Below are 23,589 nucleotides of genomic sequence, written 5' to 3' on the forward strand. Positions count from 1 at the left end.
GGTAGTGAACAGTCACAGTGATGCAGGGGCTGCGAATCAGGCCGCCCGGCAAGGGCGGCCGGACGACAGCGGCCTGGGTGTCGCTGTGGTCGCGGTGTGCGACAGCCGAAGCGGTGACCAACGCACCAGCCGTTCGTGCTGGAACGCGATGGAAGACTATGCCGCACTCCTGACCGCCCGTACGGCGATGCGGGCATCGGCCGTCCCACTCACGGATACGCGGCCGAATATGATCGCCGCCCGGATCGCCGAGTTGCCGGAACGCCTCGCGGCGGTTCTCCTGGTCGGGCTTCCGGCGTTGGAATCGGCTGCAGTGCAGTCGATCACGGCAGCCAACGCGGGACGCTCGGTGATTTCGGAGACCGACGTGTTCACCGCAACCGTGGCCGCCGCCGCGGTAATGGCATTGCGCGGGAAGGGAATCCGGCCCCGGACCGGACGGCTGGCGGTCATCGTAGCGGAGCGGGCGCCGCGACTACGGACAGTGCTCCTCGAATGCGGCGCGGCCACCGTCACCGAGTGGGACGGGCACACAACGTTCGGGCCCAAGGTGCGCAGGCTGATGGTCGACCACGACATCGTCATCGACCTGACCGGCCAGGATTCGATCTGGGCGGTGCCGTCTCGAACCGTGTCGGCTCCAGCCGATCCGTATCGGTTCGCCGCGCTGGCGGTGCCCGGAGTGCTGAGCGCCCTGTGCGGGCACGGCGCGGCATGGGTGAGTATCGACGCTCTCGCCGCCGCGGCACGAGCGCTCGCCCTGATCACACCCGTCGGATGTGCGCTGCCGGACCCGCGAGACCCCCGACTGGTCCCCGCGGTCGCCCGGCATGTGAGCCGAATTCTCAGTGCCTCGGCCCCGCAACGCCCCCGCACGCACTCCTGACGCGTCATACCCCTTCTCACTGTTCGACCGTAGGGAGGATCTCGTGATAACCCCGAACCGATTCCGGGCGTGCCATCCCCAGTCCGGCCTGGCCGGATCGACGCCCGCTCCACTGGGGAAAACGGAGAGAGACCGGCGTATGAAAGCGATCGCCGATCTCGAGCGGAGCGTTTGCGCGCTCGAGATACCCGGATTGGGACACTCGCGTGTGGACGAACATGCCGCCGTTCACGTGCTGAACTCGACCACGCTGGCCGTGGTCATCCTGTGCGAACACAATGCCCGAATAATCGAGGAGGCGATCCGTGCCCGCTACGACGCCGCGGTGGACATCAGCACCGACGGCGGCATAATCACCGTCGTCAGACCTTCTTGACCACACTGGATTTCAGCTTGTTCTCTGCGACGAGGGTGTGCCGAGCCGCACGCCCTCAGGTTGTCCTTATGTCTGATTACTAACATTAGCAACTACTAGAGATGGACATCGAAAGGCAGTGTCATGCGTGTGACCCGAATCAGCCAGCTTCGAGGACCGATCCTGCGCTGTGACGACTGCGGACTGCTGTGCCGGACATCTGCGTTGAAGCCCGGCAGTGGGGTGTGCCCCCGTTGCGAAGCAAACAGTCTGCGGCTGATCGACACCGGCGAGCTGTTTGCGGCCGTCGAGCCGAAGCAGCGTCTTATCGAGGCATGACTCGGGAACAGCCCTCTTGATCGACGGCCACGAGTCGGTCGTAGCAGGTGATGCTGGCTCCCGAGGCTGATGAGGACGTCCTCGATTTCCTCGTTCGGCCCGAGTTGCTCAATGGTGCGCATGGTGGCGCGTACCAATTCGGTGTCGCCAGCCGCGGCGATCTCGATGTCGAGCATCTTCGATCCGCCCGCGATACCGAGGGGCATGCCGCTGTTGTAGTCGACGACAGCGGCGCCGATCGCCCCGTCCATGAGCATCATGTCCTTCAACACGACATCTATGTCCGCCATGTTCATTCCTCTCGCCGCGCAAACATGTGGGGTAGTTGCGCGCTCGGACGCTACCCACGCGCAATCGCGGGCATAGGCCGATCTCCGAAGAAGTCCACATGGTATGCAATTTGTAAATTACGAAAGTAGGCACAGCTTCGCTGGTCAGACTCCGCTGCGTCGATGTCGTTGGCCGCAAACACGCACCCGGAACGTGAAGACCCATAGACGCCAGCTCCGTGTGCGCCCACCCGGAACAACCGTCTGCACCGTTTCCGGTACTACATTGCGACCCACGTGGATTCGCGCATGACGACCTGGGATGGGCCGCCACTCTGGGCAAGCGGCTCGCCGAACTGCGTGCCGAGGTGAAGGGTGCCGGGTGCTGGTGACACCAGTGTCATCAGTGTCTTGGTACCGGTGTCGCGCCGACGGCAGGCTGATGCTCCGACACCAATCCCTATGAGTCCCTGGAGGTCTGCCCTGTGAGTGCCGCGCCGTTCACGATGCGTTTCACCGTCCGTAGTTACGAGCTCGACACCAATCACCATCTGGCCAGCACGGTATATCTGCAGTACGCCGAGCACACCCGGTTTGCGTGCGGACAGGCGGCGGGGCTATCGCCGCAGCGGTTGCTCGCCGACGGGTTCGGGCCGGTCAACCTCGAAACCATGCTGCGTCACCACACGGAACTCCGCGCCGAGGACACCGTCGATGTGTCGTGCGCTTTCGTGTGGGGACCGGACAAGACCCATCGCGTCGAGCATGTGCTGACCAAACCCGACGGCACCCTGGTGGCCGAGGTGACCAGCGTCAGCGGCCTGCTCGATATGCGCACTCGCCGTCTCGTGCCCGATCCGGCGCAGGAGTTGCGGGCACGTGCCAGCGATCCGGCACTGCTGGGTCTGGCGTGAGCGCCCACTCGTCATCCGCCTCCGCCGCCCCGGACCTGCGGAGGATGGCGTGAAGTATCGTCTGGGCCTGATCGATCACGGATTCGTGCCCCGCAAGCTGACGGTCGCCTACGTGGCGATCTGCACCGGGGCGATCGATATCGCGGTGCTGCGCACCGCGTTCGGGCTGCTGTGCGACAAGTATCCGATGCTGCGTGGCACGATCGCGGTGAGCGGCTCGGCGTGCTGGCTGCAGATACCCGACGACGGCACCGGCAGCGCCACTATCGACATCCTCGAGGGACCGATTGCCGACTGGCTCGCCCGCGGGATCACGGTCGTCGATCCCGCGCTCGGGCTGGCGAAACTCACCATCGTGCGCGATGGGGCGCAGACCGCGGTCGCACTACAGGTGTGTCATGCGATCAACGACGCCAGCATGGGATTCGCGCTGCTCGAGTACTTCTGGCACACCGCGGCAATGCTGAGCGGTAGTGCGGGATTCCTCGACCCGAGCCCGGTCCAGCCGCGCAGCCTCGAACGCGCCTACGACGCTCGCGCACTCGCCCTGCCCCCGCCCGCCGTATCGGCCGCGCGCCCAGTGCACAGCCTGACGTCGGTCGACACCGGTGTCGACCGAGGGTTCGCGCCGACACCGGCGATGCGGATCGCCTTGTCGCGGAACGATACCGCCGCGCTGCTCGAGCACGCCCGGGCGTCCGGGACGACCCTGCACGCCCTGCTCTCCGCTGCGATCATTCGTGCGGAACGCGCGACGCTGGCCGTTCCGGGCACGGCGGCGGCCGAGCTGCCGATGATCATGTTCCATCTCGTGGACCTGCGCCCGCACCTGCGGCCCACGGTGCAGCGCGACGAGGTCACCAATGCCCTGGGGTTCGTGCCCACCGTCACCGCCGCCACTCCCGAGACCGACCTGGGTGTGCTCGCCAAGCACGCGAAGGAGCAGATCATCGACGGCATCGCGGACGGATCCGCGCTCGCGGTCATGCTGGCTGCGGCGGAGGTGGCCGCGACGGGGCGGGCACGCACCGGCGTCGGGAACTTCATCACCAACTGGGGTCCGGTTCCCGCGCTCACCGTGCCGGCCGGGGTCGAGATCGTAGACTTGCGCGGCTTCGCCACCTCCGAGGCGGTGAGCTGGGTCGGCTACTTCGTCTCCACCTATGCCGACCGCGCCGGCCTCGAGCTGGCGTTCTCCCCGCGCCACCACCCGCGGGCGCAGATCGCGCGGCTGCGCGACCTCATCGCAGCCAACCTCGCGGAGCTGACCCACACGCCGCTGAGCTGATTCCGCCGTTGGTGGGACGCGATATCGACTCTCGCACAGTGAGTTGGCACGCAGACGCAGTTACGTTACAGTCAATAGCTGTAATGAAAATCGGGAGTTGTTCCGCGTCAGCGTTGGACAACCGCCCTTGTTGAAGGAGAGAAAACCATGAGTAGCCACTTCGCCGCGTCGATCAAGACAGCTCTGTCCTCTCTGGTGCCGGGTTCGCACGCCGCCGACCGCGAGGACGACCGGACGCCGAAGCCGACAGTGGTGCTGGTACACGGCGCGTTCGCCGACGCCTCGGGCTGGGAAGCGGTCGCCGAACGACTGCACCGGCGCGGATTCCCGGTGATCGCGGCGCCCAACCCGCTGCGCGGGCTGGCCTACGACGGCGCCTACCTGCAGGGCCTCCTGGCAGGCATCGAGGGACCGAAGATCCTGGTCGGGCACTCCTACGCCGGTGCGGTCATCAGCAACGCCGCCCCCGCCGTCGCCGACGTGGCGGCCCTGGTATTCGTCGCGGCGTTCGTCCCCGACGAGGGCGAGGCCCTCGGGGGTCTGCTCGAAACGCACGCGGACGCGTCGGTGCCGCCACTGCCTCAGCAGGTCTTCCAGTACGCCCGCCCGGACGGCTCGGCCGGTACCGAGGTATGGCTGGATCACGCGCAGTTCGCCACCGCGTTCGCCGCCGACGTCGACGCCGCCACCGCGGCGTACATGGCGATCTCCCAGCGCCCGGTCGCCGCCGAGGCGTTCGGGGAACCGGCGACGGCCGCGGGGTGGAAGACCATCCCGTCGTGGGCGCTGATCGCGACCAAGGACCACGCCATCGCGCCGAGCCTGGAGCGGTTCATGGCCGACCGCGCCGGTGCCACCGTCACCGAAGTCGACTCCTCGCACGCGGCCATGGTCAGCCACCCCAACGTGGTCGCCGACCTCGTCGAGCGGGCCCACCATGTCACTCGCTGACCTTCCCGCCGCGTGGTGACCGGGGAGGAGATGGCCCTCCCCGGCCGGCCGCCACGTCCCCTCGGTATCCGCAGACAGGAAATCACATGCCGCACAGTGTAATTCCGCCGTTCACCGTCCTGCGCCCGGGCGAGGGACGGCACGTGCCGATCCCCGGGTTCGGCGCGGATTTCAAGTTCGGTGCCCACCTCACCAGTGGTGCGGTGTCGATGGTGGAACACCCCTTCGCCGTCGGCGTGGTCACCCCGCCGCACACCCACACCTTCGAGGACGAGTACTCGATCGTGCTCGAAGACGAGATCGGATTCCGGTCCGGTGACGCCGAGACGTGCTCTCACCCGGCGGCTATGTGCTCGAGCCGCGCGGGCAGATGCATGCCATGATCGCCCTGGGCGCGCTCGCGGTTGCGGTCCTCGGAGCAGGCCGTATCAGCGTCGAACAAGTGCTGTTCGGCGGTCCGCTGCTGTCCGGCTGGGCCGGGCTGAGAATCGCCGCTGGTCTCGGACTCGTCGGTGGGGCCGGGCAACTCGCCCTGTTCTATCGGCCCGGTGGGGCCGTCGACCCGGTGGCGTCGACGCCAGATCGCGGAGTCCGCGCGGTTCCCACCCCCGTCCTCGACGACGGCCACATCCTCGAAGGAGCCCGCAGCACGGCGGAGTTCACCGACCTGCTCACCCATGCCACCGTCCGCACCTCCTGAGAGATACAGTCATGTCCTGTAACGGAACGCGAACGGGGAGGCCATGACCGGAAGGCGCACCGAAGCCAGCGAACCCACCTCGGCCCGCAAGTCCGGTCCGCGGGGCGGGCGTCCCCGCGATCCCGCCGTGGACGAGGCCATCCTCCTCGCGGCACGCCGCCGCCTGGTAACCGACGGCTACAGCGGCATGGCCCTCGGGGACATCGCCGCCGACGCCGGGGTCACCCGGCCCACCCTTTACCGGCGCTGGCCGGGCAAACTCGAACTCGTCATCGACGCCCTCGACTACGGACTACGCGCCCAACTCGCCGCCACCCCACCCTTCCCTCTGGACGACATGACACCGCGCGAGGCGTTCATCGAGGCCATCCGCCGCGTCGACCCCTGTTACCACAACCCCGACGCCATCATCCTGCAGGGCGGATTCATCAGCGAAGCCGAACGCGTGCCCGAACTCCTGGATCACGTCGTGACCCGCGCCGTGGAGCCCCGCGTGTCCCTGGTCGAACATTTGCTACACCAACTTGTCGACCGGGGCGCGGTTCGGCCCGGCATCGACACCCGCACCGTCGCCACCATGGTCTTCGGCGCCTTTTTCGGCGCGTTCCTGCGCGGTGACGACGCCACCACCCGCGCCGACCTGCCTGAGCAGCTCACCGCCGCCCTGTGGCCTGCCCTCACCACCGAACCACTTTCCTGACCGGACTGCAGGTAGAAGAGAGCGCGGAGCAGTTCGAGCGATCGCCGGGCTCCGATGAAGTCAGCAGGGTGACACGCCGGTAGCGTCGGACGACATCGTCCGCGAGTGCCGCATCGATGTGCTGCCGATGCGGTCCGGGTGAAGGCGATCGCGAGGAGTTGTCGCCCAACGCAGAGATGGCTGGAGTCGGCAAAGGCTTTGACCGGCAGTGGAATCCGACGGATCGCCCTGTGAGTTCGGGTTGCCGCGGTTGCAGGTGGTCGGACCGGGATCGGGCGGTTATTCGAATCAACGCACCCACAGGGGATCTGCCATCGGGGGATGTCCCTGTCGATCTCCTTTCTCGGGGAGCCGTGCCGACTGTGATTCGTCGGCGACTCCCACTATGCGGCAGCCCACTGGGCGGGCGGTAGGGCGGGAAGGCCGCTGTCCGATGACTGCCGTACCGATGACCTTCGTCGTTTTCGCGGCAATACCGGCCGGTGGCGATTCGCCGATGGGCAGCTCATTCAGGGGCCGACGGCCCGGCCGAGCCATGACCTTGTTCTCTGGGGCGGCGAGGCGGCGGGGGAGATGCTCGAAGCATCACCGCACAAGGAGACATCATGGCCGACAACACCATTCCCGCGCCGGTCGCGGGCGCTCTTCCGATCGTCGTCGCTGTGGACGGTTCGGAGATCTCCTATCAGGCGGTCGCCTGGGCGGCGGGCGAGGCCGAGATGCGCCAGGTGCCGCTGCACATCATCACCTCGTTTCCCGTGACCGTCGGTGATGAGCCGCGGACAGCGCTGGGAGCGGCCGAACTGGCCGCGGTGCGCCGTGACGGCGAGCGGGTTCTCGCCGAGGCCACTCGGATCGCCCGGCACGCGGCGCGGTCCGAAAATCTGCCGCTCACCACCGAATTCACCTTCGAACTCATCACGCCGACCCTGCTGTCCATGTCCAGGCGCGCTCGGATGCTGGTGGTCGGCAATCGCGGTCGCGGCGCGGTGCGCCGGGCCGTGCTCGGCTCGGTGAGCACGGCCGTCGCCCGGCATGCGCACTGCCCGGTCGCGGTGGTTCACGGTGTGGCGGAGACCGATCCCGGATCGCCCGGCAAACCGGTGGTGGTGGGGGTCGACGGCACCGAGAACAGCCTGCCCGCCATCGAATCGGCGTTCGAGGAAGCCTCACGGCGCAAGGCCGATCTGATCGCGGTGCACGCCTGGAGCAACTCCACCGGTTACGACCTGCCGGTGGTCGGCTGGGACGGGATACGCGAGACCCAGGACGTGCTGCTGGCCGAGAGCCTGGCCGGGTGCGGAGAGCGCTATCCGGAGGTGCGGGTGGAACGAGTGGTGGCCTGCGATACCCCGGTGCGCGCCCTGCTCGAACACGCCGAGGGCGCGCAGTTGCTGGTCGTCGGCAGCCACGGGCGCGGCGGCTTCCAAGGCATGCTGCTCGGTTCGGTGAGCACCGCGCTGCTGCACCTCGCGCAATGCCCGGTGCTGGTGGTCCGCGCAGGCTGAACCGGGGCGAGAACACGAATCACGAGAAAGGACATACGATGTCGAGACGGCATCCCGATCCGGACACCGTCCGGGCGGCCCTGACCCTGGCGGTGCGGGCGCCGTCGGTCCACAACACCCAGCCGTGGTCGTGGCGAGTCGGCGACACCACCGTGCATCTGTACTCCGACAATCGCAGGACCCTGCCCCACACCGATCCGGACGGCCGGGAGCTGGTGCTCAGTTGCGGTGCGGCGCTGCATCATCTGAGTGTCGCGAGCCGTGGGTTCGGCTGGGACACCACGGTGCATCGCCTGCCCAATCCGGCGGAGCCCCGGCATCTGGCGGCGGTCGAATTCACCGCCGCCGCCCCTCATCCGGGGGCGGTGCGCCTGGCGCGCGCTATCTCGGAGCGGCGCAGTGATCGCCGCCGCTTCACCTCCTGGCAGGTGCCCGCGGGGCAGGTCGAGGAGATCAGGGCGGTGGGCGTGTCGCCGGGTGTCGCCGGGTGTCGCCGGGTGTCGCCGTGTACGACGTCGACGCCCCCGATGCCCGAGCCCAACTGCTGCACGCTTTCGAGGAGGCCGCCGCCGGACACGCCCGGGACGCCGCCTACACGGCGGAGCTGGCCGCCTGGAGCGGCCGTCACGCCGATTCACAGGGCGTGCCCGGTCGGAATGCGGTGCCCGCCGCTGACCCCACGGTCCGGCCGTTCGCGGATCCGCGACTGGCCGAGGCGGTGGTGCGCGACACCGACGAGGCGGCGCGGCTGCTGGTGGTGTGCACCGCATCCGATGATCCGGAGTCCTGGCTGCGGGCGGGTGAGGCCGCCAGCGCGGTCCTGCTGAACGCCACGGTGCACGGCCTGGCCAGTTGCGCGCTCACCGAACCACTGGAGATCCCGCGGTTGCGCGAGCGCATTCGTGCCGGAATCCTCGGCGGTTTCGGTTATCCGCAGCTGCTCATCCGAATGGGCTGGGCGGCCACGAGCGCCGCACCGATTCCCGCCACGCCGCGGCTGGCGCTGCACGAGGTCGTGCGGCCGCTGGCGTCGGCGGACACCGCGCGGTAGCCGACCATGTCCGCCGATTCCGTTCCGGCGCTTCGCCTGTGGCGGCTCAGGCCGTGGAATCCGAACCCGCTCATGCGGGGATCGGATCGGTGCCAATCGGTGATCCGGTTGGTGGTGATTGCGGTGCTGCTCGTGGTTGTTCCGGTCGCGGGCGCGGCCGGAACCGCCGGGTACACCGGAGCGGCCGAACGAATCCGGGCGGAATCGGCCACGAAAGTCGTTGTCCCGGCGATCATTCTGCAGGCGTCGACGCTGGCGGTGCCGTCCGATCCGAATCGGGCGGCCGGATACGAAGCTCTGGTGAGCTAGAACCGGGCCGGGGTGATCGAGACGGGGACGGCGGCTCTCGGTGAATCCGCGCCGGTCGGTTCGGAGGTGCGGGTGTGGCTCGGGGCGGACGGCCGCCCCGGCGACCCGCCGCCGCGACCCGGGACAGCCGTCGGCAGCGGGATCGGCATCGCGCTCTCGGTGCTGATCCTCGGCTGGGGCGGCGCGGTGACGCTGTCCTGGTGCGCGGTCAGGCTGCTGACCATCACACGCAACAGCCGCTGGGACGCCGAATGGCGGGATCTGACAAGGCCGCTCGGCACCGAGTGACACTCGAAATAGACTGGAGAAGATCATGACGGACAGCACCACTTCGACTGCGGGGCAGGTGAATCCGCCGATAGTCGTGGCGGTCGACGGTTCGGCCGTCGCCTACCATGCCGCCGCGTGGGCGGCGGCCGAGGCCGCGCTGCACGGCTGCCCGCTGCACATCGTCGCCTCCGTCGCGATCCCGACCGGGTTCGGTCCGGGGGCGATGCTGGCGGAGTCGGACATCCTGTGGCTGCGCACCGACGGCGAGCGCGTGGTGGGCGAGGCGAGCCGGGTGGCGCGGACCGCGCCCGCCGGTGCGTCGATCACCATCACCGGCGACGTCACCATGGAGCCGATCATTCCGCACCTGATCGCGGCCTCGGGGTCGGCGCGGATGGTGGTCGTCGGCAGCCGCGGCCTGGGTGCGCTGCGGCGCGGTCTGCTCGGCTCGGTGAGCACCGCGCTGACCCGGCACGCGCACTCCCCGGTCGCGGTCGTCCATGCCGCCGCGCCCATCGATCCGGTCTCGGCCGAGCGGCCGGTGCTCGTCGGCGTGGACGGCTCACCCAACAGCGTGCCCGCGCTGGAGCTGGCCTTCGCGGAAGCTTCGGCGCGCAAGGTGGGGCTGACGGCTCTGCACGCCTGGAGCGACTACCTCGGGGCGGATCTTCCGGTGCCCGGCTGGGATGTGGTGCGCGAGATGGAAAGTGAGCTGCTGGCCGAACGATTGGCGGGGTTCGGTGAGCGCTATCCGGACGTGCCGGTGCGCCGGATCCTCACGATGGACCGGCCGGTTCGGTCCTTGCTGGAGGAGTCGGAGCACGCGCAACTGCTGGTCGTGGGCAGTCACGGGCGCGGAGGATTCACCGGAATGCTGCTCGGATCGACCAGTGCGGCACTGCTGCACGATGCCGACTGCCCGACGATCGTGGTGCGTGCGCGGTGACCAATGGCTAGGAGGACGCACCGGACCCGGTACGGTGGCGCCGGAGTCAGCGCAGCGGCACCGACCAGCGCAACCGGGCGCCGGTCCCGTCGGCGCCGGACAGGACGGCGAATTCGCCACCCGCCTGCTCGGCGCGGTGCGCCAGGTTGTTCAGGCCGCTGGGGGTGATCGAATCCGGGATCCCGCAGCCGTCGTCGGATACCACGATGGTGAGATCGTCCGCGACTTCCACGGTGACGGTGAGGGTTTCGGCTCCGGAGTGGCGCACGGCATTGCTCACCGCCTCACGCACGACCGCCTCGGCGTGGTCGGCCAATTCGGCGTCGACCACCGACAACGGCCCGGAGACCCGAAGCGAGGTGCGCATCTCGATCGAGCGGGTGTGCTGTTTGATCACCTGTTCCAGCCGCTGACGCAGCCGGGTGCTCTGCCCGTTGCCGCCGTGCAGATCGAAGATGGAGGTGCGGATCTCCCGCACCACATCCTGCAGATCGTTGATGACCTCCGAAATTCGTTGCCGCACTCCGGGTGTCCGCGCCCGCGCCTCGGTTCCCTGTAGGTTCAGCCCGGCCGCGAACAGGCGCTGGATGACGTGATCGTGCAGATCGCGGGCAATGCGGTCGCGGTCGGTGAGCACGTCCAGTTCACGCATGCGCTGCTGCGCCTCGGCCAGCTGAATGGCCAGCGCGGCCTGATCGGTGAAGGCCGCCGCCAATTCCAGGATTTCGTCGGAGAAGAGCGGCGCGGAGACCGGGCGCACCATGACCAGGACGCCGAAGGTGGAATCCTGGGCGTGCAGCGGCAGGATCAGCGTGGGTCCGGCGTCGGCGATCGGCTTGCCCAGTTCGATGTTCGCGGCGCTGTCGTAGCGCAGCCGGGTGCCCTCGGTGAAGGCCCGGCCGATCGCGGTACCGCCGGTGCGTGCCACCGTCGTGGTCGGCGCTCTACCGGGGCCGGACCACTGGGCAATGCGCAGTTCGGCGACTTCCGTCGGCGGGCATTCCGGGTCGTCGTTGATGGCCAGAAAGGCCTGCTCGGCTTCGGTGAGCGAGCGGGCATGCGCCACCACCATGGCGAGGACCTCGTCGGCGTCGGTGCCGGCGAGGAATTCGGTGGCGATATCGCGGGTGGCCTCGATCCACGCCTGGCGGGTGCGGCTGGCTTCGTAGAGCCGCGCGTTGTCGATCGCGGTTCCGGCGGCGGCGGCCAGCGCGCGCACGATCACCTCGTCGTCCTCGGTGAAGGGCAGGCCACCGGCTTTCTCGGTGAGATACAGGTTGCCGAATATCTCGTCGCGGATCCGGACCGGCACCCCTAGGAAGGTGCCCATCGGTGGATGGTTTTTCGGGAAACCGACCGAGGCGGGATGGTCGGCGAGGTTGAGCAGCCGAATCGGTTTGGGCTGGGTGAACAGCAGACCGAGCACGCCCCGCCCGGCGGGCAGGTCACCGATGTGCGCGGCGGTGACACTGTCGATGCCCTCGTGGATGAACTGGGTCAGCTGCCCATCGTGGCCACGGACGCCGAGCGCGCCATAACGGGCGTCGACCAGGCTGATGGCGGTGCGCACGATGGTGCGCAGCGTCTGATCGAGGTCGAGGCCCGAGGTGACCGTGAGCATGGCCTCCACCAGGCCGTCCATCCGGTCGCGGGCATCGATGATCTGTTCGACGCGATCCTTGACCTCGGTGAGCAGCTCACGAAGCCGCAATTGCGAGAGAGTCTCGCGCACCGAGTAGGAGTCGCCTCGGGGATCCACGGTCATGTTCGGCTGTCCTCAGTGTCGGAGGCCGGGCGCCCGAAATGTCACGTACGGCTGCTCACATTCTATGGTTCCGGGCGCGATCGCGGTCATACGCTGCGGATGAACCGGCGGCAACGTGTCCACCCCCTGTGCATGACGACGGTCACCCCGCACGGTTACCTTCGCATCTCACGTGCGCCACGCGGGCCGGAGCACCATGAATGGGCTAATACTCATTCGACATCAGGTGTCGGTCATGACCGAATTACAACCACTGGACGCGGGATTCATCGAGCTCAAGGACTCCGACCAGCACATCAGTCTCGGAATAGGCGCCGTCGCAGTCATTTCCGGCGCTCCACCCACCCGTGCCCAGTTCGCCGAGGTGCTGGCCGGGCGGCTCGACGAGAATGCCCGCCTGCGCCAGCGCATGCGGCGTGCGGCGCTGGACCTGACGGCCCCGGTCTGGGAGGAGGACCCGAATTTCGATCTGGCGCATCATATCCGCTGGACGGCGCTGCCGGAACCGGCCGACGAGTCGGCGTTGTTCGAATTCGTCGCCACCGAATTGGAAGAGCGCCTGGACCGCGACCATCCGCTGTGGCAGTGCGTGATTGTCGAACGGCTGAGCGACGATCGGTGGGCGCTGCTGGTCAAAGCCCATCACAGCCTGGTCGACGGTGTCTCGGGGGTGACGCTGTTCGCGAGTCTCTGCGATCGGGATGGCGAGGTTCCCGATCTCGCCCTCGTGCCGGAGCCCGCCGCGTCGTCGCCGTCCAGCCTGTTCGGGCTGGTGGCCGGGACGGTGCGGTGGGCCGTCGACGCGCCTCGCGCCGTGACGCACATGGTGCGCAGCCTGATTCCGCTCGCCGTCTCGGTCGTCACGCCGACCGCCGGATCGTCGCTCAACGGCCCGATCGGCCGCAAACGCCGCTATGTCGTCGCCCGCGCCTCCCTCGCCGAGATCCGGGAGATCGACGCCGCCTTCGGCACCACCGTCAACGATGTCGTCCTGGCCGCGGTCGCCTCGGCCTATCGCGCCCTGCTGCTGCGCCGGGACGAACAGCCCACCCACGACAAATTGCGCATCCTGGTCCCGGTCTCCATGCGCGCCGCCGATGCGAAATACCTTCTCGACAAACGTGTCTCGGCCATGCTCCCGTTCCTGCCCATCGAGATCGCCGACCCGGTCGAACGCCTGTCGACCATTCACCGGCGTATGACCAAGCACAAGTCACGCGGGGAAACCCAAGCCGAGAAATCCTTGATCGCCATGGCTTCCCGTCTGCCCTTCGCCTCCATTGCGTGGACCCTGCGCCTGGTCTCCCGGCTACCCCAGCGTGGTGTCACGGCCGTGGCGACCAATATCCCCGGCCCTCGCCACCCGCTCACAGTGCACGGCCGCAAGGTCCTCGACCTGCTGCCCGCCGTCCCCATCGCCATGCGGCTGCGCACCGGAATCGCCATCCTCAGCTATGGCGACGAACTGAATTTCGGCATCACCGGCGACTACGACACCACCCCGGACATCGATATCCTCGCCGACGAAATCCAGCACGGCATAGGCGAACTGCTGTCCGCGGCCCGGTCGCGGCCCACTCCGCCGCCCGAGCTCACCGCCGCCCCCGAGCCCACCGCCGCGCGCTCGCGCAGCCGGAAGCGCTGACGGCCGACCGGCCGCCGAGGCCGGCGCAACGCCCGCTCGCCGTGCGCGAGCGGGCGTTGCGCCGGGTGTCTCACAACCCCGTCGGATAGGTTTCCGGCGTGGTGCCCGCCTCCCACCGACTGCCGGGTTGCAGCGGTTCGAGTGCGGTGGTGCTGTCGATGTGGATGATGGCGTCGTACCGGTCGGCGGGGCGCGTGTGGAAATAGTGGCTCTGGCGTTCGGTGGCAGGTTGGTAGATGACGCCGATGGCGCGTTCCAGTCGTGGGGCGCGCAGGATCTCGGCCGCGTCCGCCGGAAAATCGGTGCGCAGAAACAGCGCGGGCATTCCAATGTCGTGCAGCAGTTCCTCGAGACTGGTCGGCAGCGGCGGGCGCACGATCTTGCGTTCGGCGTCGCCGCCCCAGCTGCTCGCGGCGGTGACGCTGCCCGTGGCGGTGGTGAAACCGATGGTCCGGCAGTGAGCGCCGTAGCGTTCGCGGATCAGCTGGCCGAGGGAGAGTTGCCCGTCGGCGGCCATTTCGGTGGCGCGGGCATCACCGATATGGGAATTGTGCGCCCACACCACGATCCGAGCGGGTGCGCCGGGTCGGTCCAGATGCCGCAGCAGGGCGTCCAGGGTGGCGGCCATATGCTCGTCACGCAGGTTCCAGGACGAGACCCGGTCACCGAACATGGCGCGGTAGTACGCCTCCGCGTCCCGGACGGACCAGGCATTGCGGAGCGCGTCGAAATGCGCTTCACCGTCGTGGGTCTCGGTGAGAGCGGCGGCATTGCGCTGCAGATCGACCAGTTGGCGCACCACGTCGGCCTGACAGGACTCGCCCGCGCCGAAGGCGGCCGCGAAACCGTAGGCCTGGCCGTCGTCGTCGGAGGTCCGGTCGAAGCAGGCATAGCGGCGTTTCGCCCGGTGCGCGGCGGCCGGATCGACCTGTTCCAGGTAGTCGATCACGCACCGCATGGAGCGGTGCAGGCTGTAGAGGTCGAGACCGTAGAAACCGGCGGGCACGCCGCCGCGGCGGCGTTGCGCGTCATTGTGCAGCCGCAGCCAGTCGACGAATTCCCGGACTACCGTATTGCGCCACACCCAGGCGGGGAAGCGTTCGAAACCGCTGAGCGCGTGGGCCGGTGAGGCGTCCTCGCCGAGCCCGCGGACGTAGCGGTCGACGCGATAGGCGTCGGGCCAGTCCGCCTCGGCCGCAACGGCGCCGAAACCGAGCTCGCTGATCAGCCAGCCGGTGATTGCGGCCCGGGCGGCATAGAATTCCTGTGTGCCGTGCGAGCTTTCGCCGATGAGCACGATGCGAGCATCGCCGATCAGCTGCCGCAGCACCGCTTCCGGCGGGACCCCGCCGGGCGCTTCGACGGCGGCCTCACGCAGGACCGCCACCGGATCCACCACGGCGGTGGGCGTGGGCGCCGGAGGGGTGGCGAGCAGCTGCCGCACCTCGGCATCGGTGACCTGGCTGAAGTTCCAGAACGAATGGCCGACCGCGAGGAACGGGGACGGCATGGTGGCGCAGACCATTTCGTCGACGAGCGCGCCGAATTCGCGGCAGGTGGATTCGGGTGCGGCGGGCACCGCCACCACGATCCGCTTGGGCTCCCCGGCCCGGACGGCCTCCACCGCGGCGAACATGCTCGCGCCGGTGGCCAATCCGTCGTCGACGAGAATGACCGTCCGGCCCGCGACCTCGAGGGGCGGGCGGCCGGACCGGTAGGCGGCCTCGCGGCGGGCCAGCACCCACCCGGCCTCGTGGCGGTCGCGGAAGATCTGCTGTGGTTCGTCACGGACGATCGGGGTGGTACTCATCGGAGACCTCGGGGGTGAAGGAAATCGGAAGGCCGAGCGCGGAGCGATCGCAGGCCAGAATCAGATCGGTGGCGGTGACCACCCCGGTGAGGTGGCCGCCGATATCGACGACCGCGACGGCGTCGAGGTTGGGCCGCAGCACGGCGCGCGCGGCCACGTCGGCGAGACGCTCGTCGGCGTTGGCGATCGCGCCCGGCGGGAGCGGCCGGGCGATCCGGCCCAGCCGGGCGGTGTGGCGGACGGATTCGGGTAGCGCGGACAGATCCGACCAGGCGAGCACGCCGATGGGGTGGCCCGCGTGGTCGGTGACCGGGAATACGCGGTGCCGGGTGCGCACCGCGTCCGAGCGCAGCAGCTCGGCGATCGTCCAACCGGCCCGCACGGCTGTCGGATTCGAGGTCATGATCGTGCCGATCCTGGTGTCGCCGAGCCGATGTCGCAGCCCGGACAGCATGAGCTCGGTGTGCGCGGCGGTGTATAGGAACCAGCCGAGCAGCATGAGCCAGACACCGCCCAGATGCCCGACCGCGATGAATTCGGCGAAACCGAGCGCGGCCAGGGTGAGGCCGAGGATCTGGCCGCTGCGGGCCGCGTGGGTCTCGGCGCGCAGCCGGTCGCCGGTGCGCTGCCGCAGTAGGGCGCGCAGTACCCGGCCGCCGTCGAGCGGAGCGCCGGGCAGCATATTGAATACGGCGAGAACGGCATTGACGGTGGACAGCCAGACCAGGGTTGCGGTGACGGTGCCGTCGGGCGAGACCAGCCCGGTGAGCAGCGCGGCGCCGCCCGCGGCCGCGGCGAGCAGCAGGCTCGTACCGGGACCGGCGAGGGCGATGCGCAGATCGGAACGGGCGTCGCGCGGTTCGTCGCCCAGTTCGGAGACCCCGCCCAGCAGCCACAGGGTAATACCTTCCACCCGAACGCCATGGCGGCGCGCGACGATCGAATGCGCGAGCTCGTGCGCGAGCAGACAGGCCACCAGGGCGAGCGCGCCGGCGACGGCGGTGATCCACACCGCGGCCGTCTCGGCCGTGCCGGACAGATACACGCCCAGCACCCAGGCGAACAGCGTGACCGTGAACAGCGCCGACCAGTGCGCCGACACCTGGACACCGGCGATCCGGCCGAGCGGGAACTTTGCCTTCAGCATGACGAATCCCTTCGGTACGCGGCGTGCGCTTCGCCGTATCAACAGGGTGCCCGCGGACGGCGGCCCCGCCGGAGAGGACTCGTGCCCGGACCGGCGGGACCATGGTCACCGCGGAAGGACACCAGCCCTTGCGCTGGTCTCGTGAAACGGCCGCTGCCGCAGGCGGTATCGGGCACGTCATCGACGACGAGGGTGTAGGCGTTGGACCCGCGCCCTCGCGCACCGCCGAACTTCGGCGCGACGTCCGGGCTGCCGGGAATGCGGTCACGCGGCACACGGCTTTCCGGCAGGGACTTCGGTCACATCCTGGAGGACGGCCGTCGTTGTTTCCCGCTACCGGATGCCCTATCGATCGATGTCGGAAGCGGATGAGATTGGTTGTGTCGGAACCATATCCATTCTCCTGGGAGGAACAAATGAGTCTGCTTCCGGTTCACCGTCAGCCGAGTGCGCTGCTACCCGATTTCGACGATCTCTGGAATGCGTTCGGCGCGCCGCTCGCCGTGCGGGCGTCGATGTTCGGCCCGCATCTGCTGCGGGTCGAGGAATCGTTCGAGGACGGCCAGTACGTCGTGCGCGTCGAGATGCCCGGCATCGATCCGGGCAAGGATGTCGAGGTCTCCGTCCACAACGGGCATCTGACGATCAAGGCCGAGCGCACCGAGAAGAAAGAGGAGAAGCGGTATTCGGAATTCCGCTACGGCTCCTTCGAGCGCACGGTGGCCTTGCCGGCGGGCGCGCTGGAGGAGAGCATCGACGCGCGGTACGCCAACGGCGTTCTCACGGTCAGTGTGCCGATGAAGGAGCAGACCGAGGCGCTGACGCGGAAAGTCGAGGTCAAGTCCGGCGAGTGAACCCATCGCCCGTGCCCGCGCCGTCACGACGCGGGCACTTCCGCGCGCGGACACCACGAGCGCCGCACGCTGTGGATAGTCGAATCCTGCGGGTCGCTGAATGCTAAGGGGCGCAAACCGATCCGACGAACTCACCGATAGCCGACTCGGGCATTCCGCGCGCTATATCGCTCTCGGTGATGATACCGACCAGGCGGCCGTCCGCGAGTACGGGCAGTCGCCGGATCTGGTTGAGCTCCATGATGGCCAGCACCTCGTCGATGTCACGCTCCGGCGGCACCGTGATCAGTTTGCCCTGCGCGAGCGCGCCCGCTGTGGTTGACGTCGGGTCCTGGCCTTCGGCGAGGCACTTCACGACGATGTCACGATCGGTGACGATGCCCACCGGAGTGCCCTGGGAATCGCAGACCGGCAGGGCTCCGATATCCAGATCGCGCATGAGCCGGGCCGCCAGCGCCAGTGTCTCGGTGTCGGTGACGGTTTCGATCCCCGGGTGCATGATGTCGCGCGCCGTGGTCATGGGCTTTCCTTTCACGTTGCGAACAGGGGTCGACTCATCATCGGCGCTCCCCGGAGTCCGCTGCGAGGGGCGAAAGTCCCGGGTTCGAGCGACGGCCGTTCCCGACACGGCGGCTCACCGGGCTCGCGCTCCGCCGCCGCGTGCGTCGACACGTATCGGGACAGGCCCAAATGGGTTGGGTACGAGGTCCTTCGACCCTGCCGGAGCACGCCGTGCGGGCGCATCGTCGAAGCTGAGGACAGATCTGCGGCACGGCCTCGGGGAGATGAGCGATGGACCCGGTAGCCGGTATAGCGGGTCCGCACCGATGTACCGGCGGTCGTCGTGCCCGAGGATCATCCCGTCCGGATCGTCACCGGCGAATCCTGGTGGCCCGCAACGACGAAAGGAACACAGTGAACTACGTACTGGTCCGGACCGCGGAACCGGCCTTCGCGGTCGCCGGGACGCTCGCGAAAGTGATGGAGGCATCGGTGCACACCGTGCCCGCCGACGTATCCGACGACGACTTCGTGCGGGCGCTCGGGGATCCCGACGCCGTACTCGGCGTCGTCGCCCACGATGACAGGGTGTGGGATGTCCTGCGGCGCTGCACTGTTCCCATCGTACTGGTGCCCGCCGGCACCGACCCCGTGCAGTACGACATCGACCGGGTGCTGGTGCCGCTGGACGGTACCGACGAGGCCGCGCACGCGGTGTCGGAGACCGTCCGGCTGTTCGGCGCGGCCGGTTTCGAGATCGTCGTCCTGCACGTGTTCGACCGCGGCACCGTCCCCGCGCACTGGGATCAGGCCGCGCACGCCCGCGATGCGTGGGAGCACGAATTCGTCGCTCGATATTGCACTCCCTACTTTCCCGGCGTGTGCCAGACACTGACCCTGCGCAGCGGGGTGCCCGGTGACATGATCGTCGACGTCGCGGCCGAGCACGCCGATCTGATTGTGCTCGGCTGGTCGCGCCAGCTGTTGCTCGGCCGTGCGCGGACTGTGCGCGGAGCCGTCGCCGGCGCCTCGGTCCCGGTCATGCTGGTGCCCGCCGCATCCGGTCGAAAAGGGTGGGTAGCAGCCATTTCCCGCACATCCCGCCCGGAGTGAGCGAGTATCGCAGCGGTTCCGGTGCCGGGGACGAAAGTCCGTTCCGACTGGGAGCTCCCGCCGCGGGGCCCGCTCCATCCGGCCCTGAGACTACGCCGGTCGCTGCCGCATTCTCGACAGTACGGCGATGCCCGGCAGGCATCGGAACGAACCAGAGGAGATGAACGACCATGATGGAACTGCACCACATGCTGCACACGATGATGATGTGGCTGCACCAGCAGGGCGTCCTCCCGCCGATGGAGATGGACATGGGCATGATGTGAGCGGCCCGAGGGCATTGCTCATTACCACCGATCGGCCCGCGACATCCCTCCACACCCTCACCAGGCCGAATGGTGCCTCCGATGCGCGGGATTGAAGACAGCCACTCGCTCACTGTGCGCGTCCGGCGACGGGCGTACCCCCGGTGTAGGTGCCGTGCACATCTGCGCTGGACCTCAGCGGCAGAGCAGGACCGGGCAGGGTGCGTGGTGCAGCAGATGCCGGCTCGTGGAGCCGAACAGCGCGGCGGTCGCGGTATCGCGGGCGCGGGTGCCGACCACCAGCAACTGGGCGTCTCGCCCCAGCTGCGCCAGGACGGTGCCGGGCACACCGGGTATCGCCATGTCGGCGACGTCGACCTCGGGGTGCGAGGCGCGGTGCGGAACGAGCGCTGCCGCCAGGACCGCACGTTCGGCGTCCGTGCGGTCGCCCACGCGTCCCACCGGCTCGATGCGGTCCGGCGGCCAGCAGTGCACGGCCCGCAGGGGCACCCGAAAGGCCGCGGCCAGTTCGAATCCCAGGTCCAATGCCGTCGTGCTGAGCGCCGTTCCGTCTACGCCCACCGCGATCGGTTTGCGCGAGGGGATCGGGCGGCCCGCTGTGCCGCGCCAGACCGCGACCGGGCAGTGGGCGTGGCGGGCCACCTCCATGGTGGTCGGGCCGATCAGCCTGGCATCCCATGCGGTCTGTGCCCCGACCACCAGCATGAGCGCCCGCTCGCTCCGCGAGACGAGCGCGGATCCGGCCGGTACCGAGAGGATCTCGGTGCTCACGGGCAGTTGCGGGGCACAGCGGCGGACCAGTGCGGCGGCGTGTTGAGCGGTGCGATCTGCGGCCTCATGCCTGCGCGGCGCGCTGGCGATGACCAGTGGTTCGTGCATCGCGTCGGCGATATAGGCCGCCCACCGGACGGCATTGAGCGATGTCGCCGAACCATCGACCCCGACGACGACGGCGCTGCGATCGGAACGACCTCCGGTCAGCTCGGCCCCGCCTGCGGCAACGTGGTGATCAACCGAAGTCTGAGGAACGGCATGGGCTTTCGTCGTTCGTGCGCACATCACTGCCTCCCTTCCGCTGAACTATGGCAGCGTGGGCACGACTCCGGCGAGAGCCGAACGTCACAACCCCCGGCCCGTTCGGCAGCGACTCCGGCGGGTCTGCGAATGGTCTCCGACCCTGCCGGAGTCCTTCTTGTGCTTGTGTTTCCAGGTTCAGGCGGCGCCGGAGCCGGTGGGGACCGCCGTGATGATGTCGCGGCGGGTGGAGCGGTCGGTGCGGGCCAGGATGCGCCGATAGAGCGCGGCGTGGTCGCGGGCCATGCGTGCGAGGCTGAAGTGGGTTTCGGCGGCCGTGCGGCAGGCGCGGCGGTCGATGGTGGGCAGCCGGTCGATGGCTTGCCGCATGGATTGGTTGTCGGCGCAGAGGAATCCGGTGCGGCCGTGGTCGACGATCTCGGGAGCGGCGCCCCTGGGGAAGGCGAGCACGGGGGTGCCGCAGGCGAGTGCTTCGGCCATGACGAGGCCGAAGGGTTCGGGCCAGTCGATCGGGTTGAGCAGGGCGTCGGCCGATCGCAGCAGTCGTACCCGGTCGGCGGTGGGTAGTTCCTGGGGTTCGGGGTCGTCGGGGCCGAGCAGTGGGCGGACGTGCTGCTGGTGGAAGGCGTGCTCCTCGGCTTCGCGGATCTTGCTGACCAGCACCAGTTTCCGTCCTGCGGCGCGGGCGATCCGGACGGCGTGGTGGGGGCCCTTGGCCGCGCACATGCGGCCGATCCAGAGGAGGTAGCCGCCGCCGTCGTCGTGGTGGTAGGTGTCGAGGTCGATGCCGTGGTGGATGACCGCGGTGATGGGGATGGGCGCAGCGAATCGTTTCTGCGCGTGGGAGATCGCCACGACCGCGACCCGGTCGGCATATGCGGCGATATTGCGGGAGTTCATGGGGTCGAAGGGGCCGTGGCAGGTGGACACCACCGGCGGTCCGTCCGGGCGTGGCCCGATGAGCGGGCCGAGGGCGGTGTGATCGTGGATGATGTCGACGTCGGCGAGCTCCTCGTAGGCGGCCAGCACGTGCGCGGCCTCCGGGACGGTCACTCCGATCGGGCTGAACGGCTGCTGGTAGAGGTGGGACCGGGAAACCGGGCAGGTCGACTCGCCGACGGTGAACAGCCGCACCTAGTGACCGAGGGCGGCCAGGCCGCGGGCGAGATTGTCGACCATGGCTTCGGTGCCGCCGTAGGCCGGGGGCGGCACGGGCACCCACGGGGGTGCGATCAATCCGATACGCATGATTTCTCCTTGGCACGTCTGGACCGCAACCCGGAGCATCCTGAGCGGCACCGAAATTCGCTGTTCCAGCGGTCGGCCGTGAGATCGCCGATGGTCGTCGACGGCGCGGGTCCGGTGGAGGGCGGTGACGCGGAAATCCGGGCGGACGGTTCAGGACACACATTCAGAACACCCGATGACGGGTGCCCGGTCGAAGAGGACTTCGTCACCGCACCCGATACCGCGGCGGCCTCGGCTCGTACCCGAAAGCCTCTTGCGCCATTGATGATTCGCCCCCTGGGTCCGCGTGGACCCCACCCCGCGGCGCCGGTGCGAACGGCCTGGTCACCGGTGGCCGGTGAGCCGGTAGAAGTCGGTGCGCAGCGCGGCGGTCAATTCCGCGAGGTGGGTGAAGTGGTCGGGGTCGGCCACGATCGTCACGGCGAGTGTGCCCGCGTAGGACAGGACTTCGAAGTACACCGGGATATTGCCGCCGGGTCCGACGCCGAGGGGGATCGCCGAGATGATGGGGGATCCGCCGAAGCTCACGGGTTCGGCGGGGCCGCGAACGTGGGAGACGAGGGTGTGGAATCGGTGTTGGTGATTCATGTACCAGCGGAATGCGCCGAGTGCCGCAAGCGGTCGGAACAGCCAGCCCAGCAGGGCGATCGGGGGCGGGCCGGACGCGGCGGCCCGGTGCGCGCGGACCTGGGCCGCGACGTGTCGAAGCCGTTGCGGCACCGGGCCGTCGGCGGGTACGGGCACGAGCATCGGAGCGACCGCATTGCCGAGATCAGGACCGGCGGATCGGCGGCCGGAGACCGGCACGGTCATGACGATCGGGTCGACCGATTCGCCGTGCGCGAGCAGCACACGGTGCAGCGCTCCGGCCACCGCGACGAGGACGGCGTCGTTGACCGTGGCGCCGTACCGGTGCGCGGCCGCCCGCAGCGCGGTGATATCGGTACGGACCACCGCCAGGCGCAGCCGTGATCCGGTGCGCCGGTTGAGCGATCCGGGGGCGACCCGCGCGGGCCGCAGACCGCCCGTGGCGTGCATGGACGCACGCAGCAGGCGCAGGGTCCGGGCGCTGTGGCGCACGGCGCGCAGGCGGGTGACGAGAGCGTCGCGGGCCAGCGCGGATCGGGCGGGCCCGGGCCGGGGGAAATCGTCGCGGGCCGGTGCTCGAACCGGCGCGTCGACGAGGTTGGCCAGTGCCGCGAGCCCGCCGACCCCGTCGGCGAGCACATGATGCAGCACGACAACGAGCGCGCGGCTCGGACCGGTGAGACCGGAGACGAGCACCACCGACCACAGCGGCGCGGTCCTCGGCAGCGGGCTCGTGATCACCGACAGCGCGGTGTCCAGCAGAGCTTGTTCATCGGCTGGTGCGGGACATTCGACCGCCCGCACGTGGTCGCCGATATCGAAGGCCGGATCGTCGACCCACACCGGCCCGCCGCAGCCGAAGGGCGCGCGAATCAGACGCTGCCGCAATCGGGGGACGGCGTGGACGCGTTCGGCGAGGAGCCGGCGGGTACGGTCCAGGTCCAGCGTGCCTGCACCGTCGAAAATCAGGACCACGCCGAACTGCTCGGGCACCGGCCCGGTGTCCATGGTCAGGAATGCCCGATCGGTAGGACTGGCGCGCTCGATCATGGCCAGACGGTCACCGGCCTTCCCTTGCGGATTGTTTCCACTGTATCCCAATGGCATTCGTCGACAGCAGAATTCGCGTGG

At 68.9% G+C, this 23,589-nt stretch carries 24 protein-coding genes; 16 read left to right on the forward strand and 8 right to left on the reverse strand.

Going from position 1 to position 23,589, the window contains the following annotated elements:
• The first annotated feature begins 229 nt into the window (after positions 1-229).
• Positions 230-886 (forward strand): hypothetical protein, encoded by a 657-nt coding sequence (locus tag NC4_RS12920; protein WP_157554638.1) that lies wholly within the window; start codon positions 230-232, stop codon positions 884-886.
• A 139-nt stretch (positions 887-1,025) separates the two neighbouring features.
• Positions 1,026-1,262, forward strand: a complete 237-nt coding sequence (locus tag NC4_RS12925) for a hypothetical protein (RefSeq protein ID WP_067537000.1) — start codon at positions 1,026-1,028, stop codon at positions 1,260-1,262.
• Between the two features lie 95 nt (positions 1,263-1,357).
• Here the strand turns inward: NC4_RS12925 and NC4_RS12930 are convergent, their stop codons facing one another.
• Complete coding sequence (locus NC4_RS12930) at positions 1,358-1,870, reverse strand: hypothetical protein (protein WP_245721658.1); 513 nt, start codon at positions 1,868-1,870, stop codon at positions 1,358-1,360.
• Between the two features lie 464 nt (positions 1,871-2,334).
• Here NC4_RS12930 and NC4_RS12935 point away from each other — a divergent pair, with 464 nt between their 5' ends.
• The 11 genes from NC4_RS12935 (at position 2,335) to NC4_RS12985 (ending at position 10,486) form a co-directional block, all read left to right on the forward strand.
• Complete coding sequence (locus NC4_RS12935) at positions 2,335-2,763, forward strand: acyl-CoA thioesterase (RefSeq protein WP_245721659.1); 429 nt, start codon at positions 2,335-2,337, stop codon at positions 2,761-2,763.
• Positions 2,764-2,812: 49 nt separating this feature from the next.
• Positions 2,813-4,051, forward strand: a complete 1,239-nt coding sequence (locus NC4_RS12940) for a phthiocerol/phthiodiolone dimycocerosyl transferase family protein (RefSeq protein ID WP_067537003.1) — start codon at positions 2,813-2,815, stop codon at positions 4,049-4,051.
• A gap of 147 nt (positions 4,052-4,198) precedes the next feature.
• Positions 4,199-5,002, forward strand: coding sequence for an alpha/beta hydrolase (locus tag NC4_RS12945; protein ID WP_067537004.1), 804 nt, complete (start codon positions 4,199-4,201; stop codon positions 5,000-5,002).
• Positions 5,003-5,088: 86 nt separating this feature from the next.
• A complete protein-coding gene (locus NC4_RS12950; RefSeq protein WP_067537007.1) occupies positions 5,089-5,385 on the forward strand; it encodes a hypothetical protein in 297 nt (98 codons plus the stop codon).
• A complete protein-coding gene (locus NC4_RS44545; RefSeq protein WP_157554642.1) occupies positions 5,331-5,702 on the forward strand; it encodes a hypothetical protein in 372 nt (123 codons plus the stop codon). The genes NC4_RS12950 and NC4_RS44545 overlap by 55 nt, the downstream gene beginning before the upstream one ends.
• 43 nt (positions 5,703-5,745) lie before the next feature.
• Positions 5,746-6,402 (forward strand): TetR/AcrR family transcriptional regulator, encoded by a 657-nt coding sequence (locus NC4_RS12960; protein ID WP_067537011.1) that lies wholly within the window; start codon positions 5,746-5,748, stop codon positions 6,400-6,402.
• Positions 6,403-7,007: 605 nt separating this feature from the next.
• The gene (locus tag NC4_RS12965; RefSeq protein WP_067537014.1) at positions 7,008-7,910 is read left to right on the forward strand and encodes a universal stress protein; all 903 of its coding nucleotides are present in this window, start codon (positions 7,008-7,010) and stop codon (positions 7,908-7,910) included.
• 487 nt (positions 7,911-8,397) lie between these two features.
• Positions 8,398-8,961: a hypothetical protein gene (locus NC4_RS44550; protein WP_369690736.1), complete on the forward strand. Its 564-nt coding sequence runs from the start codon at positions 8,398-8,400 to the stop codon at positions 8,959-8,961.
• 99 nt (positions 8,962-9,060) lie between these two features.
• A complete protein-coding gene (locus NC4_RS12975; RefSeq protein ID WP_157554644.1) occupies positions 9,061-9,270 on the forward strand; it encodes a hypothetical protein in 210 nt (69 codons plus the stop codon).
• 12 nt (positions 9,271-9,282) lie between these two features.
• Positions 9,283-9,558 (forward strand): hypothetical protein, encoded by a 276-nt coding sequence (locus NC4_RS12980; RefSeq protein ID WP_067537020.1) that lies wholly within the window; start codon positions 9,283-9,285, stop codon positions 9,556-9,558.
• A gap of 25 nt (positions 9,559-9,583) precedes the next feature.
• Positions 9,584-10,486 (forward strand): universal stress protein, encoded by a 903-nt coding sequence (locus tag NC4_RS12985; protein ID WP_067537021.1) that lies wholly within the window; start codon positions 9,584-9,586, stop codon positions 10,484-10,486.
• Positions 10,487-10,532: 46 nt separating this feature from the next.
• Here NC4_RS12985 and NC4_RS12990 read toward each other — a convergent pair whose 3' ends face one another.
• On the reverse strand, positions 10,533-12,251 hold the full coding sequence (locus NC4_RS12990) for a GAF domain-containing sensor histidine kinase (RefSeq protein WP_067537024.1): 1,719 nt from the start codon (positions 12,249-12,251) through the stop codon (positions 10,533-10,535).
• Between the two features lie 235 nt (positions 12,252-12,486).
• On the opposite strand from NC4_RS12990, the gene NC4_RS12995 reads away from it, so the two are divergent.
• Positions 12,487-13,896, forward strand: coding sequence for a WS/DGAT/MGAT family O-acyltransferase (locus tag NC4_RS12995; protein ID WP_067537026.1), 1,410 nt, complete (start codon positions 12,487-12,489; stop codon positions 13,894-13,896).
• A gap of 70 nt (positions 13,897-13,966) precedes the next feature.
• Here NC4_RS12995 and NC4_RS13000 read toward each other — a convergent pair whose 3' ends face one another.
• Both NC4_RS13000 and NC4_RS13005 read right to left on the reverse strand, forming a co-directional pair.
• Positions 13,967-15,706 (reverse strand): erythromycin esterase family protein, encoded by a 1,740-nt coding sequence (locus NC4_RS13000; RefSeq protein WP_067537029.1) that lies wholly within the window; start codon positions 15,704-15,706, stop codon positions 13,967-13,969.
• Positions 15,681-16,853, reverse strand: a complete 1,173-nt coding sequence (locus tag NC4_RS13005) for a site-2 protease family protein (RefSeq protein WP_067537032.1) — start codon at positions 16,851-16,853, stop codon at positions 15,681-15,683. Before NC4_RS13005 ends, NC4_RS13000 begins: the two co-directional genes overlap by 26 nt.
• 416 nt (positions 16,854-17,269) lie before the next feature.
• On the opposite strand from NC4_RS13005, the gene NC4_RS13010 reads away from it, so the two are divergent.
• Positions 17,270-17,707: an Hsp20/alpha crystallin family protein gene (locus NC4_RS13010; protein ID WP_067537979.1), complete on the forward strand. Its 438-nt coding sequence runs from the start codon at positions 17,270-17,272 to the stop codon at positions 17,705-17,707.
• Positions 17,708-17,810: 103 nt separating this feature from the next.
• On the opposite strand, the gene NC4_RS13015 is transcribed toward NC4_RS13010, so the two are convergent.
• Positions 17,811-18,227 (reverse strand): CBS domain-containing protein, encoded by a 417-nt coding sequence (locus tag NC4_RS13015; protein WP_067537035.1) that lies wholly within the window; start codon positions 18,225-18,227, stop codon positions 17,811-17,813.
• A gap of 395 nt (positions 18,228-18,622) precedes the next feature.
• Between NC4_RS13015 and NC4_RS13020 the strand changes: the two genes are divergently transcribed.
• On the forward strand, positions 18,623-19,321 hold the full coding sequence (locus NC4_RS13020) for a universal stress protein (protein WP_169814785.1): 699 nt from the start codon (positions 18,623-18,625) through the stop codon (positions 19,319-19,321).
• A gap of 440 nt (positions 19,322-19,761) precedes the next feature.
• On the opposite strand, the gene NC4_RS13025 is transcribed toward NC4_RS13020, so the two are convergent.
• The 3 genes from NC4_RS13025 to NC4_RS13035 form a co-directional block, all read right to left on the reverse strand.
• Positions 19,762-20,466 (reverse strand): universal stress protein, encoded by a 705-nt coding sequence (locus tag NC4_RS13025; RefSeq protein ID WP_245721660.1) that lies wholly within the window; start codon positions 20,464-20,466, stop codon positions 19,762-19,764.
• A 333-nt stretch (positions 20,467-20,799) separates the two neighbouring features.
• Positions 20,800-21,756, reverse strand: a complete 957-nt coding sequence (locus NC4_RS13030; protein WP_067537041.1) for a glycosyltransferase family 4 protein — start codon at positions 21,754-21,756, stop codon at positions 20,800-20,802.
• A 438-nt stretch (positions 21,757-22,194) separates the two neighbouring features.
• Positions 22,195-23,508 carry a wax ester/triacylglycerol synthase domain-containing protein gene (locus NC4_RS13035; protein WP_169814786.1) on the reverse strand — a complete coding sequence of 438 codons (1,314 nt, stop codon included), beginning with the start codon at positions 23,506-23,508 and terminating at the stop codon, positions 22,195-22,197.
• Between the last annotated feature and the right edge of the window lie 81 nt (positions 23,509-23,589).

Source organism: Nocardia crassostreae (assembly GCF_001613405.1).
Taxonomy (GTDB): Bacteria; Actinomycetota; Actinomycetes; order Mycobacteriales; family Mycobacteriaceae; genus Nocardia; species Nocardia crassostreae.

What these genes read in the sequence shown, in the direction of transcription:
- NC4_RS12960 (WP_067537011.1), top strand. Translation starts at nt 5,746, where the DNA reads ATGACCGGAAGGCGCACCGAAGCCAGCGAACCCACCTCGGCCCGCAAG.
- NC4_RS13005 (WP_067537032.1), bottom strand. Translation starts at nt 16,853, where the DNA reads ATGCTGAAGGCAAAGTTCCCGCTCGGCCGGATCGCCGGTGTCCAGGTG.
- NC4_RS12990 (WP_067537024.1), bottom strand. Translation starts at nt 12,251, where the DNA reads ATGACCGTGGATCCCCGAGGCGACTCCTACTCGGTGCGCGAGACTCTC.
- NC4_RS12950 (WP_067537007.1), top strand. Translation starts at nt 5,089, where the DNA reads ATGCCGCACAGTGTAATTCCGCCGTTCACCGTCCTGCGCCCGGGCGAG.
- NC4_RS12930 (WP_245721658.1), bottom strand. Translation starts at nt 1,870, where the DNA reads ATGGCGGACATAGATGTCGTGTTGAAGGACATGATGCTCATGGACGGG.
- NC4_RS12965 (WP_067537014.1), top strand. Translation starts at nt 7,008, where the DNA reads ATGGCCGACAACACCATTCCCGCGCCGGTCGCGGGCGCTCTTCCGATC.
- NC4_RS12995 (WP_067537026.1), top strand. Translation starts at nt 12,487, where the DNA reads ATGACCGAATTACAACCACTGGACGCGGGATTCATCGAGCTCAAGGAC.
- NC4_RS13000 (WP_067537029.1), bottom strand. Translation starts at nt 15,706, where the DNA reads ATGAGTACCACCCCGATCGTCCGTGACGAACCACAGCAGATCTTCCGC.
- NC4_RS12945 (WP_067537004.1), top strand. Translation starts at nt 4,199, where the DNA reads ATGAGTAGCCACTTCGCCGCGTCGATCAAGACAGCTCTGTCCTCTCTG.
- NC4_RS13025 (WP_245721660.1), bottom strand. Translation starts at nt 20,466, where the DNA reads ATGCACGAACCACTGGTCATCGCCAGCGCGCCGCGCAGGCATGAGGCC.
- NC4_RS12925 (WP_067537000.1), top strand. Translation starts at nt 1,026, where the DNA reads ATGAAAGCGATCGCCGATCTCGAGCGGAGCGTTTGCGCGCTCGAGATA.
- NC4_RS13010 (WP_067537979.1), top strand. Translation starts at nt 17,270, where the DNA reads ATGAGTCTGCTTCCGGTTCACCGTCAGCCGAGTGCGCTGCTACCCGAT.
- NC4_RS12920 (WP_157554638.1), top strand. Translation starts at nt 230, where the DNA reads ATGATCGCCGCCCGGATCGCCGAGTTGCCGGAACGCCTCGCGGCGGTT.
- NC4_RS12985 (WP_067537021.1), top strand. Translation starts at nt 9,584, where the DNA reads ATGACGGACAGCACCACTTCGACTGCGGGGCAGGTGAATCCGCCGATA.
- NC4_RS13035 (WP_169814786.1), bottom strand. Translation starts at nt 23,508, where the DNA reads ATGATCGAGCGCGCCAGTCCTACCGATCGGGCATTCCTGACCATGGAC.
- NC4_RS13015 (WP_067537035.1), bottom strand. Translation starts at nt 18,227, where the DNA reads ATGACCACGGCGCGCGACATCATGCACCCGGGGATCGAAACCGTCACC.